The sequence below is a fragment of the Caproiciproducens sp. NJN-50 genome (assembly GCF_004103755.1).
GTDB lineage: Bacteria > Bacillota > Clostridia > Oscillospirales > Acutalibacteraceae > Caproicibacter.
Map to the genome: position 1 here is coordinate 851,242 of NZ_CP035283.1, position 14,356 is coordinate 865,597.

At 54.9% G+C, this 14,356-nt stretch carries 15 protein-coding genes; 7 read left to right on the forward strand and 8 right to left on the reverse strand.

Features of this window, described 5'->3' with window-relative positions:
• The first annotated feature begins 10 nt into the window (after window positions 1-10).
• The 6 genes from EQM14_RS04115 (at window position 11) to EQM14_RS04140 (ending at window position 5,028) form a co-directional block, all read left to right on the forward strand.
• Window positions 11-430: a PPC domain-containing DNA-binding protein gene (locus EQM14_RS04115; RefSeq protein ID WP_128741759.1), complete on the forward strand. Its 420-nt coding sequence runs from the start codon at window positions 11-13 to the stop codon at window positions 428-430.
• 13 nt (window positions 431-443) lie between these two features.
• The gene (locus tag EQM14_RS04120; RefSeq protein WP_128741760.1) at window positions 444-737 is read left to right on the forward strand and encodes a Dabb family protein; all 294 of its coding nucleotides are present in this window, start codon (window positions 444-446) and stop codon (window positions 735-737) included.
• Between the two features lie 96 nt (window positions 738-833).
• Entirely contained in the window at window positions 834-1,349 is a 516-nt protein-coding gene (locus tag EQM14_RS04125) for a DNA topology modulation protein FlaR (protein ID WP_128741761.1), read from the forward strand.
• Window positions 1,350-1,518: 169 nt separating this feature from the next.
• Window positions 1,519-2,634 carry a 5-methyltetrahydropteroyltriglutamate--homocysteine S-methyltransferase gene (locus EQM14_RS04130; RefSeq protein ID WP_128741762.1) on the forward strand — a complete coding sequence of 372 codons (1,116 nt, stop codon included), beginning with the start codon at window positions 1,519-1,521 and terminating at the stop codon, window positions 2,632-2,634.
• Window positions 2,635-2,849: 215 nt separating this feature from the next.
• Window positions 2,850-3,209 (forward strand): YccF domain-containing protein, encoded by a 360-nt coding sequence (locus EQM14_RS04135; RefSeq protein ID WP_128741763.1) that lies wholly within the window; start codon window positions 2,850-2,852, stop codon window positions 3,207-3,209.
• 175 nt (window positions 3,210-3,384) lie between these two features.
• Window positions 3,385-5,028 carry a putative manganese-dependent inorganic diphosphatase gene (locus EQM14_RS04140; protein ID WP_128741764.1) on the forward strand — a complete coding sequence of 548 codons (1,644 nt, stop codon included), beginning with the start codon at window positions 3,385-3,387 and terminating at the stop codon, window positions 5,026-5,028.
• Window positions 5,029-5,117: 89 nt separating this feature from the next.
• Here the strand turns inward: EQM14_RS04140 and EQM14_RS04145 are convergent, their stop codons facing one another.
• From EQM14_RS04145 to EQM14_RS04180, 8 genes are all read right to left on the reverse strand, one after another.
• Entirely contained in the window at window positions 5,118-5,462 is a 345-nt protein-coding gene (locus tag EQM14_RS04145; RefSeq protein WP_128741765.1) for a sigma-70 family RNA polymerase sigma factor, read from the reverse strand.
• Between the two features lie 14 nt (window positions 5,463-5,476).
• Window positions 5,477-7,165, reverse strand: a complete 1,689-nt coding sequence (locus tag EQM14_RS04150; RefSeq protein WP_128741766.1) for a recombinase family protein — start codon at window positions 7,163-7,165, stop codon at window positions 5,477-5,479.
• A 150-nt stretch (window positions 7,166-7,315) separates the two neighbouring features.
• Window positions 7,316-7,930, reverse strand: coding sequence for a DUF47 domain-containing protein (locus tag EQM14_RS04155; protein ID WP_128741767.1), 615 nt, complete (start codon window positions 7,928-7,930; stop codon window positions 7,316-7,318).
• A 6-nt stretch (window positions 7,931-7,936) separates the two neighbouring features.
• Window positions 7,937-8,947, reverse strand: a complete 1,011-nt coding sequence (locus EQM14_RS04160) for an inorganic phosphate transporter (RefSeq protein WP_128741768.1) — start codon at window positions 8,945-8,947, stop codon at window positions 7,937-7,939.
• 82 nt (window positions 8,948-9,029) lie between these two features.
• Complete coding sequence (locus tag EQM14_RS04165) at window positions 9,030-9,395, reverse strand: DUF1667 domain-containing protein (protein ID WP_128741769.1); 366 nt, start codon at window positions 9,393-9,395, stop codon at window positions 9,030-9,032.
• A gap of 7 nt (window positions 9,396-9,402) precedes the next feature.
• On the reverse strand, window positions 9,403-10,668 hold the full coding sequence (locus EQM14_RS04170) for an NAD(P)/FAD-dependent oxidoreductase (protein ID WP_128741770.1): 1,266 nt from the start codon (window positions 10,666-10,668) through the stop codon (window positions 9,403-9,405).
• 13 nt (window positions 10,669-10,681) lie between these two features.
• Window positions 10,682-12,118 (reverse strand): NAD(P)/FAD-dependent oxidoreductase, encoded by a 1,437-nt coding sequence (locus EQM14_RS04175; RefSeq protein ID WP_128741771.1) that lies wholly within the window; start codon window positions 12,116-12,118, stop codon window positions 10,682-10,684.
• Between the two features lie 165 nt (window positions 12,119-12,283).
• A complete protein-coding gene (locus tag EQM14_RS04180; protein WP_243112615.1) occupies window positions 12,284-12,853 on the reverse strand; it encodes a glycerol-3-phosphate responsive antiterminator in 570 nt (189 codons plus the stop codon).
• Window positions 12,854-13,370: 517 nt separating this feature from the next.
• Between EQM14_RS04180 and EQM14_RS04185 the strand changes: the two genes are divergently transcribed.
• Window positions 13,371-14,171, forward strand: a complete 801-nt coding sequence (locus EQM14_RS04185) for an HAD-IIA family hydrolase (RefSeq protein WP_442861472.1) — start codon at window positions 13,371-13,373, stop codon at window positions 14,169-14,171.
• The last annotated feature ends 185 nt before the right edge of the window (window positions 14,172-14,356 follow it).

Below are 14,356 nucleotides of genomic sequence, written 5' to 3' on the forward strand. Positions count from 1 at the left end.
GTTGATTCGAATGAAATGTAAAAAAATCGGGAATACACTGGTTCTTCGCGCCGACCGGGGAGAAGAACTCCTGAAGGCGATTCAAAGCGCCTGTGAGCAGGAAAACGTGAAACTTGGCTTCGTTACGGGCCTGGGCGCCGTCGATCACGCCGTGGTCGGGCTTTACCGTGTTGCGGAACAGAAATATTATTCCAACACCTTCGATGGGGAAATGGAACTGACCTCACTGATGGGAAACGTAACCGAAATGAACGGCAAGGTTTATCTTCATCTGCATGCGAACCTTGCAAAAGCCGACGGTCAGGTGATCGGCGGGCATCTGAATGAAGCCGTCATCAGCGGAACCGGTGAAATCTTCATTCACATTCTGGATGGCAGCGTGGGCCGCCGCCGCGATGAAGTGACCGGCCTGAACCTATTTGACCTTTAAAGGAGACAGAGCAATGATCAGGCATCTTGTCCTATGGACCCTGAAACCGGAGGAAAAAGCCCGTGCGGACCGCATCGCGGCGGAGCTCAGACAAAGATTTCAGGCGCTGCTCGGCGTGGTGGATGGGCTGGAAAGCGTTGAGCTCGGCCGGAATTACGCCGGCGGCGACTATGATCTCGTCCTGAACTGCGCGTTTTCCACAAGGGAGGCGGCGCAGGCCTATCAGACTCACCCCGCTCACCTTGCCGTCAAATCGTTGGTTCATGCGGTGATCTGCGGAAGAACGAGCGCGGACTATGAAATCTGATGACAGCGGGCTGGACCGGCGCGGGGATCACCCGCGCCGGAATCTGTCTGAAGGGGTCCGCGTCGGGCGGTTCCCCCTGCCTTTTTCGAGGTGGATATGAAAATTGCCGTTTTGGGATACAGCGGGAGCGGAAAATCAACTTTGGCCGGGAAACTGGCGGGATATTACCGGATCCCTGTCCTGTTCCTCGACACCGTCCAGTTTCTGCCCGGCTGGGCGGAGCGCGGCCGGGAGGAGGGGCGCTCTATCGTATCCGATTTTTTGAAAAAGAACGATTCCTGGGTGATCGACGGAAATTACGAATGCTTTCTTCAAAAAGAACGCCTGGAACAGGCGGACCGGATCATCCTTCTCTGCTTTCCCCGAAGGGTCTGCCTTTACAGAGCGGTTAAAAGATATCTGAGGTTTCGGGGAAAATGCCGGGAAAGCATGGCGGCCGGCTGCGCCGAGAAATTCGACTTGGAATTCCTATGGTGGATCCTGCGGGAGGGAAGGACCGGGCAAAGGCGCGGCCATTACCGGGAGATCGCTTCGCGCTATCGGGAAAAGACGGTGGTTCTGAAAAAGCCAGGCCAGTCTGATGAATTTCTGAAGCGGATTCTCAAAAACTGATGTGCCGAAGCGGTTGGCGTGGGGAGAATATCCTTTTGCATAGTAAGCATAGTTAAAAACTATTACAATGAATAGAAAGAAAGTATTTTTTAAGTCTCCTGTGAACGTTTATACTGAAGATGAAACGGTTCAAATGAAATACCGAGATTCAGGAAGGAACGTGATTACTATGGCGAAACGGAACACGGCGCCTTTTCGCGCGGACATTGTGGGGAGCTTTCTGCGCCCTGCGGAACTGAAAAGAGTCCGGGAGGCTTACGGGCGCGGTGAAATCGGCCCGGAGCAGCTCAAAGAGGCGGAGGACGGCGCGATCCGGGCACTGGTGGAACAGGAGAAGAAGGCCGGCCTGCAGGCGGTAACCGACGGGGAATTCCGGCGCCGATACTGGCATCTGGATTTTCTGGCGGCTTTGAAAGGGGTCAACGAGGTCAAAGCCGAGCACTGGTCGGTCGCATTCAAAGAACGCCAGCCTAAAGCCGCCACCTTGGAAATCGTCGGGAAGGTGGATTTCGGGGACCATCCCTTCGTCGGGCATTTTGAATACCTCCGCTCCGTGGCCGGCGGTACGCTGTGCAAAATGACCATCCCCTCCCCCTCGATGCTGCATCTGATCTGCTGCGTCAGAGCCGAAAACTACCGGCCGATCCCGGAATATGAAGACCCTCGGAAGCTGTACCGTGATATTGCAGGGGCTTATCAAAAGGCGATCCGCGCGTTTTATGACGCCGGATGCCGCTACCTGCAGTTTGACGACACATCCTGGGGCGAATTCTGCGATCCTCAGAAGCGCCGGGCTTACGCGGAACGGGGCCTGAATCTGGATGAAATCGAAAAAGAGTACGTCGCTATGATTAATCTGGCTTTGGAAGCCAAACCGAAGGACATGGTGATCACCATGCATATCTGCAGGGGGAATTTCCGTTCTACATGGTTCTCTTCCGGGGGGTATGAAGCGGTGGCGGAGATCCTGTTTGGAAACTGCCATGTTGACGGATTCTTTCTTGAATACGATTCCGACAGGGCGGGAGGTTTTGAACCGCTCCGCCATATTCGTAACCAGCAGGTCGTGCTCGGTCTGATTACTTCAAAATTTCCGCAGCTTGAAAAAGAAGAATTTGTCAGGAAGAGAATCGAAGAAGCAGCCGGGTATGTGCCGCTGGAACAGCTTTGCCTGAGTCCGCAGTGCGGTTTTTCTTCCACGGAGGAAGGAAATATCATGACGGAGCAGCAGCAATGGGACAAAATCCGGCTGTTGCAAAAAATCGCGGAGGATGTCTGGGGCTGAAATCCGCTTCATTTGGTGCTTTTGTTATACGAGGACGAGGATGGTGCCTCTTCGGGGCGTCTGATTTCGCCCCTTGTCTTTTTTGAAGTGTGAATGATTCCCATTGCGGACGAAGGAGCCGTGGAATATAATACAGATAAGATGCCGATTCGGGTGCGCGGTTTATATCCGGCGGTAAAAAATCATGAAAGGGAAACAGCAGGGGAATTTAGGATATGGGATGCCTTGGAAATGTGATCTGGTTTCTTTTGGGCGGATGTGTGATGGGTCTGAGCTGGCTGGTGCTCGGCGTTCTTTGGTGCTTGACGGTCGCCGGGATTCCGGTCGGCGTTCAGTGCTTTAAATTTTCGGAGCTGGCGTTCTTCCCATTCGGGAAGGAAGTCCGGTTCGGCGGCGGCGCGGGGTCCGTGCTGCTGAATCTGCTCTGGCTGATTTTCGGGGGCCTCGCGCTTGCAGCGGAGGCGGCTGTCATCGGAGTGCTGTTCTGCGTTACGGTGATCGGAATCCCCTTTGGAATCCAGTGTTTTAAGATTGCGAAACTCGCGCTCATGCCTTTTGGAGCAGACATTTTTTGAATGAATACACAAAAAATATGCAGAAAATTTAAAAAAGTACTGCATTCTGGGATTTTTTTGCTTGACTGAAAAGGAGAAATGATTTATTCTGTATGTTAGTTCAGCAGGGTTGTTTCCTTGTCTGAAAAAGGTAGTACGCTTGTAAGCGTTATTTTTTTTTAAAGAGGTATCTTTCATGAACGAGACCGTCTATATCACCGGACATAAAAATCCTGATACAGACTCCATCTGTTCTTCCATCGCTTATGCCGAACTGAAAAAGAGGCTGGGGGTCAAGGCGGTGCCGGTCCGGATCGGCAGCATCAATAAGGAAACGGCGTTTGTGTTGGACTACTTTGGAGTCAAGGAACCGGAATATCTGGAAACTGTCAAAACTCAGGTCTCCGATCTGGATCTGGATGTCATTCCTCCTGTATCGGAGGACATCTCCATCAAAACGGCTTGGAACATCATGCAGAAGAACAATAAGCAGGTCCTGCCGGTTACCGACGACGGGGGAAAATTGCTCGGAATCATCTCGCTCTCCGACATCACCAACAGCTATATGGCTTCCCAGGGGAACAACGTGCTGTCCAAAAGCCACACGCCGCTGCGCAATGTGACAGAGACCCTGAACGCGAAACTGGTTTATGGAAATATAGATGATGTGTTCCGGTCCGCGGGTAAGGTAGTGATTGCGACCATGGCTCCCGACAGCCTGGAGCCGTTTGTGGAGAAGAACGATATCGTATTGGTCGGCAACCGGAAAGACAGCCAGATGAAGGTGCTGAAAGCCGGAGTCGGCTGTATGATCGCCACCTGCGGCGGGCGGGTGGACAAAGACGTTCTGGAGCTCGCGGAGCAGGAAAAATGCATCGTGATGGAGACAAACCACGATACGTTCACCGCCGCGCGGCTGATCAACCAGAGCATTCCCGTAGGTTACGTAATGACCAGGAACAACCTGATCTGCTTTAACCTTCATGATTTTATTGATTCCATCCGGGACAAGATGCTTCAGACGCGGTTCCGCAGTTATCCGATCGTCGACGACGACGGAATGGTCAAGGGATTTGTGTACCGTTACCATTTGATCTCCCCGCGGAAAAAGAAGGTCATTCTCCTGGACCACAATGAGAAGTCCCAAACGGTGGACGGGATCGACCAGGCTGAAATCATGGAAATCATCGATCATCACCGCATCGGAGACATCCAGACGGGGTCGCCCGTCTATTTTCGCAACGATACGGTGGGAAGCACGGCGACACTGATTGCGAACATGTATGTGGAAAACGGAATCCGGCCGATGAAGGAAATCGCGGGAATCCTCTGCTCGGCGATTCTTTCCGATACCCTGAACCTGAAATCGCCCACGACCACTTATCTGGACCGCGAAACGGTCTCTCAGCTGGCCGAAATCGCCGGATTGGACGCGGATTCCTTTGCGGCCGAAATGTTTCAGGCAGGTTCTTCCCTCGCGGATATGAGCCCGAATCAGATCCTTTACAGCGACTTCAAGGATTACAACCTGGGCCGGTATAAAATCGGGATCGGACAGATCAACGCCGGGGACCCCGGAAACGCGAAGGATCTGAAAAACAGTCTTTTAAAACGCATGGAAGAAGTGCAGCAACAAAAGGGCTACAGCCTGTTGCTGCTGATGATGACGGATATCGTCAGGGAAAGCTCCCACCTGCTGTATTCCGGGAAAGAGGAGGAACTGATCCGGGATGCCTTCGGGGCGGAGCCGAAGGACAGCGAAGTGTATCTTGACGGCGTGGTCTCCCGAAAAAAACAGGTGGTTCCGCTTTTAACCAATGCGATTCAAAATATTCCCTGAGAGAAACTCAGAAAGCCGCCGGCCCGAATTCGGGCCGGCGGCTTTCTCATTTGGGGGGCTGCCCCGGTTTTTTGCCGGGCGCCGCAGTGTCATTTACTGAAGCGCTTATTTAGCGCTGCGAGCGATTTCTTTTCGATACGCGATACATAGGAGCGGGAAATGCCGAGCTTCTGAGCCACCTCCCGCTGGGTCAGCGGCTCAATGCCGTCCAGGCCGTACCGGAGGCGGATAATGGTCCTCTCGCGGGGGGACAGCACATTGTCTATGTATTTTTTCAGCTGTTCGGACTTCATCTTGTAATCCAGATTGTCAAGGATATTGTCTTCCGTCGCCATAATGTCGATCAGAGTAAGGGTGTTGCCGTCTTTGTCGGTGTCGATCGGTTCGTTGATGGAAATATCCTGCGCGCTTTTTTTGGAGGAACGAAAATACATCAGGACTTCATTTGCTATTCTCCCGCTGTGGAATCTCCGCCGTCGGCAGTGGCCTCGGGGCCGGCGCCGAACAGACAGATGCTGACCGTTTCCCCGTCCCAGACAACGCGGTCGATCAGGGAGCGCAGCGCGCAGCGCTTTTCATCGACGGTCATGGAGCCGAAAGCTGACGAAAAGGAACGAAGCGCGTCCGCTGCCATTTCAATTTGTTCGTCCGGCAGAAAGCGGATTTCCGCCCGGTCTTTCAACTGCTGAATTCCCGCTTCAAGGGAATCTTCTTTTTCCTTCCATTCGTCGATCTGCCTGATGATGTACCGGCTTGCGGCGCTGCTTCGGCCTTCCGCGAGAGCGGAGACGAGGTTTGAAATTGCTTTTTCCGCGTTTTGGATGGACTGGTTCAGCCGTTCCAGCTCTGTGTCCAGATCATCCCTGTCCTCCTTCAGGGCCTGACAGCAGGCTTTCAAATGCTGAAGAAAAGCGGAGCCGTCCTCCGGAAGGCTGATGATTTCGGAGCAGACGGCCTGATCGAGAGAATTGCCGTTGATATTCGGAACGGAACATTTCCGGCCCCGGCTTTTTTCCTTGAGCTCGCACAGGTAGGTGTAGACCGGCTCTCCATCCCGATTTTTCCGCCGGGTCAGCTTGGGACGCAGGTAGGAGCCGCATCTCCCGCATCGAAGCAGCCCGGAAAGCAGAGCGGTGTTGTTCTTTGGTTTGCGGTAGGATTTCGACTTATTCCGTTCCAGCATCTTCTGCACGCGGATCCAGTCCTCCCCGGACAGGATCCCCTGGTGCCTGCCGATGGCGACGATCCAGTTGGACATTTCCCGCGCCCGGTTCGCTTTGCCGTGCTGCTGAAGCGTCTTATTGTAGGCCATGATGCCGTGACTGCCGTCAAAGTCTTTCTCCGCCGCGCAGAGCTCGGCGCCGGAACCTGCAAAATAGCGATAGGCGTCCGGATCGGCGGCCATGTAAACGGGGTTCTCCAGAATGTTTTTGATTGCGAACCGGGTATATCGCTTCCCGGTTTTTGACGGAATGCTGTTTTGGATCAGGAACGTTTCCACCTGGGTCAGGGAATCCGTTTCCAGGAATTTCTGAAAGATCAGCCGGACCGTTTTGATTTCGTCGGGCTGAAAGACCAGCCGAAAGGCCCTGCGGGTCTTTCCATCTGAGGCGGCCTTCTCGATTGGCTGGGACCGGTATCCCGTCGGCGTTGTTCCTCCCAGCCAGCGGCCGGTCTTGGCAAGTTCCCGCATGTTGTCCCGGATCCGCTCCGCCGTTGTTTCCCGCTCCAGCTGTGAAAACACGGAAGCGATATACATCATGGCGCGCCCCATGGGCGAAGCGGTGTCAAATTGCTCCCGGATGGAAACAAAGGAGATCGACAGGGAACCCAGTTCTTCGATCAGTCTGGCGAAATCTCCGATATTGCGGCTGATCCGGTCAAGACGGTAGCAGACAAGGATGGAGAATTTTTTCCCCCTGGCATCCGCCATCATTTTTTTAAACTGCGGACGGTCCGTGCTGCCGCCGGAGAAACCCTCGTCCTCATAGACGAGGAGGCTGTCTTCCGCCGCGCCGTAATCCTGCGCGATATACTGCCGGCAGAGCTCGATCTGGTTTTCAATGCTCTCGCCTTTTCCTGTAAACCTCGACTTGCGCGAATAGATCGCGATCCGCGTTTGAACCTGCTTTTCCATCTCTCCCCAACCTCGCCCGTTCCGTACTTTATTCCAGTATATCACGGCCCGAAGTCACAGCCGGTCGAGAAACGGGGACGGCTGACGGGCGGAAATCCGCACGGAGAAGGGGGGAGGGCGCCGCCCCAACCGGCTTCGTTGCCGGTTGGATCAGGAAATTTCCTTCATGAGGATGTGGCAGATCATGTCGGACGCTTCGTCGATCCGGTCCGCACAATTGCTCAGGTGCCGGTACAGCTCGCGCATTTTCAGGATATATTTGATATCGTCCCCCATCAGCAGAGCGGCCACGGAGTGGCGGTAGATGGATTCCACCTTGTTTTCACACTTTTTCGCTTTGACGGCGCACTGAACCGCCGCTTTCGGCTTTTTTTCCATGCAGCACACCGCGTTGTGAATGTTCACGCTCGCATCCTTTAAAACGGCGATGAATTCGGCCAGTTCAGGACTTTGGCCGATCTGATAGATTTCCATTTCCTTTACGGTCGTCTTGTAATAGTCGAGAATGTCGTCCAGCGATTTGGAGAGCATGTAGATGTCCTCCCGGTCGTAGGGGGTGATAAAGGTGCTGTCCAGGCCCTGCACCAGCTCGAATCGTTTCCGGTCCGCCTGCTCCTCCAGGGATTTGACCTCATCCGCATCGTCGGGGTTGAGGCTCTGCACATAGGAGTCAAGCGCACGCACGGCTTTCAGGATATACTCCGACTGCTCCCGGAGCAGTTGGAAAAAATCGACGTTGCAGCCGAAGATCTTCAATAATTTCATGTGCGTTTACCCTCCTATTCTGTGAATGATCCAGTAAAACACGGAAGAAATGAAAAAGGAAGCTGGAATCGTGATCAGCCACGCGGTCAGCATGTCTTTCGCGTAGAGCCAGCCGACCGCGTTGGGCCGGTCGGCCGCGCCGACGCCGAAAATGGAGGAATTCACGATTTGCGTTCCGCTTACGGGAAAACCCATGACCGACGCCCCGGTGATGACGAACAGGGATGAAATCTGGGCGCTCAGGGAGTGCAGCGACTTGACGTTGTAGATTTTCGTTCCAACGCTGTTGATCATTTTCATCCCGCCAAGCACCAGGCCGAGAGAGATGGTCAAAGCCGAGAGCAGCATGACGTTCTGTGACGCCCTGAATTCGGAGGAGCCGGAAAAGGCCATCAAAAGCAGGGCAAGAACTCCAATCCCCTTCTGGGCGTCGTTTGAACCCTGAAAGGCGTTGCTCAGAATGCAGGTGCTGGCCTGCATTCCTTGAAACATCTTTTTGATTTGTACGCCGCGGCCTTCAAAAATCACTTTATTCAGCTTGAAAATAAAATATCCGAAAATAAATCCGATGATCGGCGATGTGAACAGGGGGAGAAGCACGCTGAGCAGAAGCCCCCTGACATTGATCACGGAAAACCCGAACTTCATCACAAACGGCCCCAGCATCCCGCCGACGATCGCATGGGACGAGCTGGAGGGGATTCTTATGATCCATGTGACGATATTCCAGACGATTGCCCCCAGCATTGCCGCGGAGATCATTTCCGCGGTCCCGCCCGGGTTTTTCAGAATCGGGTCGACATGGAACAGGCCGAACACCGTGCTTTCCGCGACCTTCGTTCCCAGCAGGGCGGTGCCGAAAAACTGGGAAAGAAAAGCGAGCGCGAAAATAAACGGGACGTTCAGCGAACGCGAGGCGATGATGGTGGCGATCAGATTTCCCTCGTCGTGAAAGCCGGTGATGAAGATATAGAGAAAAATCAGGAATACGGCGCTATAAAAAAATACAATGATAATCGCCTCCTAAAAATATTTCATCTGACAGTCCCGCCTGCAGAAGAATCCCATCCGGGGGGTGGAGCGGATGGCCGGAGGGCCGTCATTCGACGTCCTTTGTCGCGACCAGATCCACGCCGGTTCCGGCGACGTCCGGCCGTATGACATCGCCGATATGGACAGGCGCGGGTATCGTGATGTCCTTTATGCCGCGGATCACCTCGAAAATTTTCTGTTTCGGGACGTCCGTCCGGGTCTTGCAGGAGACGGTCGCCGCGCCGGTGATGCTTCCGGAAACCCGGACCGTGCTGGTCACGATGCGGGTCGGGTTTGTCACTTCCTTGCGGGCGTAGGCATCGCCGCGCGGGCAGGTGTTTCCTGTGACGGAAACGATGTTCCGGCCGTCCAGCTCCACCGTGACCGGGCAGCCCAGCGGACAGCCAATGCAGATCAAATTGCGCTTTTCCATGATAAAATCACACACTTTCCACGCAGATCCTGATCTTGGAAAGACCGGGGTGGTCTTCGAAATTTTTTCTGGTCAGTACAATTTCCTCCATCTCGCCGGGGGCCATTACGGGGCGCCTGCGGTGAATGATGCGGTCCTCTCCGAAGTAGACGCTGACGGCCTTGTCTTTGATGACGCCGCCGACCCGGAAGCGGACCGTGAGTTTTTCCGGCATGCGGGAGGGGTCGATGGTGCAGGGCACGGTATAGCGGGGGCCTCCTGAGGTTTCGATCGGGATTTCCCGGCGAACAGCCTCCGCTCCGCCCGCAGCCGCGTATCCGGCCGCGGCCTTGCCCGCGGCTGCGGCCTCTTCACTGACATAGTCCACCAGGTCGTGAACGTGCAGTACGTTTCCGGCGGCGAACACGCCGGGGATGCTGGTCTCCAGGCTCTCGTTGACGCACGGGCCGTTTGTGACGGAATTGATTTGCACGCCCATTCCCCGGCTCAGCTCGTTTTCGGGAATCAGGCCGCAGCTCAGCAGCAGCGTGTCGCAGTCGTAATGCTCTTCCGTGCCCGGGATGGGTCTGTGGTTTTCGTCCACCTTGGCCAGCGTGATTCCGCTGACGCGCTCCTTCCCTTCGATATCCACGACGGTGGTGCTCAGCTTCAGCGGGATATGAAAGTCGTCCAGGCATTGGACGATGTTGCGCTTCAAACCGCCGGAATACGGCATTAGTTCCGCCACGGCCAGAACTTTCGCACCCTCCAGCGTCATGCGCCGCGCCATGATCAGGCCGATGTCGCCGCTGCCGAGGATGATCGCGCGGCGGCCGGGCAGGTAGCCCTCGACGTTGACCAGGCGCTGCGCCGTGCCGGCGCTGTAGATGCCCGCGGGGCGGTAGCCCGGGATGTTCAGCGCGCCGCGGCTGCGCTCCCGGCAGCCCATGGCCAGGATAACGGCTTTTGCCTGAATGTCGATCAGGCCGTCGGAGGGGTTCACGGCGGTCACCACCTTTTCGCGGGTGATGCCGACCACCATCGTGCCGAGCTTATATTCGATCTTCCTTTTGCGGACCTCGTCGGCGAACCGTTGGGCGTATTCCGGGCCGGTCAGCTCTTCATGGAAGGTGTGCAGGCCGAAACCGTTGTGAATGCACTGGTTCAGAATGCCCCCCAGCCGGGAGTCGCGCTCCAGGATCAGAATGCCGCGCGCGCCGGCGTCGCGGGCGGAAACTGCCGCGGCGAGGCCGGCGGGGCCGCCGCCGATGATGACGATATCGTATTGTTTCATTTGGCATTCCTCCTCACAGTACATCCTTGTTGGCGCCTACGATCAGGTTGGACGCGCCGCCGCATTTTGTAATTTCGGGCTGGGGGATTCCCAGCTCGCGGGCGAGAATTTCCATGGTGCGCGGGGTGCAGAACCCCGCCTGGCACCGGCCCATCCCGGCCCGGGTGCGGCGCTTGACCCCGTCCAGGCTTCTGGCGCCCAGCGGGCGGTGGATCGCGTCCAGAATCTCCCCCTCGGTGATCATTTCGCATCGGCAGATTAGATTGCCGTACTCCGGCTTTTCCCGGATGAGCTGCTCATATTCCTCACGGCTGAGCCTGCCGGGGTCCAGAACGCCCTTGCGCACGCCGTTAAAATCAGGATTCGGCTGTAGCTCCAGCTTGCCGCGCAGCAGGTTCGCCACCATTTCGCCGATCGCGGGCGAAGAGGTCAGCCCCGGGGACTCGATGCCCGCGCAGTTGATGAAGCCCGGCGCGTCCGGGGCCTCGCCGATGATGAATTCATGGCGGTCCTCGTGCGCCCGCAGGCCCGCAAAGCTGGTGATGACCTGGCGGATCGGCAGATTTTTGACCATTCTACCGGCTTTCCCGATCAGTTCCTGCAAACCCTCGGCGGTCGTGTTGTTCCCTTCGCGGTCGGAAATATCGAAGGCGGTCGGGCCGATAATCGTATTCCCGTGCACGGTGGGGCTGACCAGAACGCCCTTGCCGTATTTTCCCGGAAGCTGAAAAACCGTGTGCCTGACAAAGCCGCCGGTTGATTTGTCAAGCAGGCAGTAGTCGCCGCGCCGCGGCGTAATATGGATTTTGACCCCGCTGACCAGATTGTTGAAAATATCGGCGTAAACGCCGGCGGCGTTTACGATATATTTCGCCGCCAGCGGCCCCTTGGAGGTGCTCAGTTCCCAACCTCCCTTGACGGGCCGCAGATTTTTCACTTCCGTATTGAACCGGAATTCCACGCCGTTCGTGCAGGCGTTTTCCGCCAGAGCGATCGTCAGTCCGAAGGGACACACGATGCCGCCGGTCGGAGCGTAAAGAGCGGCGACCGCTTCCGGCGCGACATTGGGCTCCATGGCGCGCAGTTCTTCCCGGTCCAGGATCCTCATTCCCTTAACGCCGTTTGCAAGGCCGTTCCGGTACAGCTCGGTCAGGCTGGGCCGGTCTTCCCCGCGCAGCGCGGTGACAAGGGAACCGTTGCGGCGGAAGAGAAAATCCAGTTCCCTGGAAAGCGGCTCCATCATTTCGTTTCCGCGCACATTCAGCTTTGCCATCAGGCTGCCTGCCGCTGCGTCAAAGCCGGCGTGAACGATCGCGCTGTTTGCCTTGGATGTGCCGCAGCAGACATCCTCGCATTTTTCAACGACACAAATTTCGGCGCGATAGCGTGAAAGTTCCCTCGCTATGGAGCAGCCGGATACGCCGGCTCCGATAATTACAATATCGTACACAAAATGACAGCTCCTTTTCCTGCAAATTACAAGGCCATGGATGGCGGATAATAAAAGAACCGAACAGATTCCGCCGCCCCGTATGAAGCGCAGCGGAATCCATTCGGTTCACGCATTTCTCCAGCTCGTCGTGAGACCGGTATCGAATTGAAATCCCGAAAATACTTACATTTCCCAGATTGCCTGATTGGTTGTTGAAATGGCTACGGCGCCGGCTTCCAATGCGGCAATGACGTCCTCCTTGTCGGCGATCAGCCCGCCGGTCAGAACCGGCACGGAAACAATGGAACAGACCTTGCGGATCGTTTTCGGCATGGTTCCCGGCAATACGTCGATAAAATCCGGATGGGCGGATTCCAGCTTTTCCAGGCTGGAAAGAGCGATGGAGTCCAATACGAATACGCGCAGGATGGAATTCATATCAAGCTCTTTCGCGCGGTGAATAAAGGTCTGCCGTGTGGAAATGATTCCGTCCGCCTGCGTGCTGTGGTGAATGAAATCGACGGCCACTTCCTTATTGGAAAGCCCGATGATCAGGTCGACATGCACAACCGCAATTTTGCCGGCGGCTTTTAAGCGGCGGACGATCCCGGGAATATTGCAGATATCCCCGTAAAGGACAAAGACAATTCGGATATTATCGCAGACAAGGCATTTTTCCAGGCCGTCGTCATCTTTAATTGCCGCGATGATCGGGTTGGCAACGACAGCGTTCACAAAGGCGGCGGTATCCAATCCGTTCAGAACTCCTCCCCTGGAACCAGCCGCAGCGAAGAACCAGAAAACAAAAAAGAGTAACGCAAACGAACCGAATTTACATTCCGTTTGCTTTACCCCTGCTCTGATCTCTGAGGCTGTGCTGGCACGAATTATGTACTGCATATTTTAATTGATTTCTGTCATTTATCCTAACACTTTCCTTTGGGAAAATCAACCGATAAAAATAAAATCATCAAATAGCACAATGAAACGGAAAATAGTTTGTAAAATTTAACAAAATTTTTCATGAAAACAAATTTTTATTTGACAAATACACCATGGAGGTGTTAAAGTACTGACAGCGCCGTAAATATCGGGCAACAGAATGCGCCTTAAGAGAAAAGAGCAGGGGCGACAGGATCAGGGAGAAATCCCTCAAATTCTGTCAACCTCTGCTTTTTGTTTACCCTTTTCCCCGCCGGAAAAGGCGGTCGCGCCGGTTCCGGCTTCGGACTATTCCTGCATGCCGCAAAACAGGGAAGGAGGAACATGTTTGGAGAACAGGATGGAGCTGCTGCGGAGCACGCGGCTGTTCGTGCTTGATCTGGACGGCACATTTTATCTTGGTGGCCGGATCCTTCCCGGCGCGGCGGATTTTCTGCGGGCGGTGAAACGGACGGGAAGGGATTATTTGTTCTTTACCAATAATTCGTCGCGTTCTCCCGGGGACTATATCCGCAAACTCGCCGGGATGGGCTGTCCCATCACAAGAGAACAGATTATGACCAGCGGCGACGTGACGATCCGTTACCTGAGGACGCATTATCCCGGCAGGACGGTTTATCTGGTGGGCACGCCGCCTCTGATCGAGAGCTTCCGGGAAGCGGGGATCCCGCTCACGCAGGAGCAGCCGGATCTTGTCGTTATGGCGTTTGACACCACACTGACCTATGAGAAACTTTCCAACGCCTGCACTTATATCCGCAACGGAGCTTTGTTCCTTGCAACGCATCTGGATATCAACTGTCCCACGGAGACGGGATTTATCCCTGACTGCGGCAGCTTCTGCGCGGCCGTCAGCCTTTCCACCGGGAAGAAGCCGAAATATCTGGGCAAACCGTTCGCGGAGACCGTCGAAATGATTCTGGATCAAACGGGTTATGCTCCTCCACAAATCGCTTTTGTCGGCGACCGGCTTTATACCGACGTGGCGACGGGCGTTCAGAACGGGGCGAAAGGGATCCTGGTGATGACCGGCGAAACCCGGCCCGAGGACCTGACAAAATCAAAAGTTATTCCGGACGGTGTATATGCTTCATTGGGAGAGATGGGGCAAATTCTTCTGAAGCTCTAAGATTTTTGGCAACATAAACATATTTCGTTATTTTTTATAAAAAATTATATAAATTATGTGTAATCTTGTGCCTTGCTATCGCAGGAAGATTATGGTATTCTAAATTTGGTAGTTTTGGAAACTGAATATGCAGAATGCTTTAAGAGCTATGAGTAAAAAGCAGAATGCGACGGGGGCAGGGTATG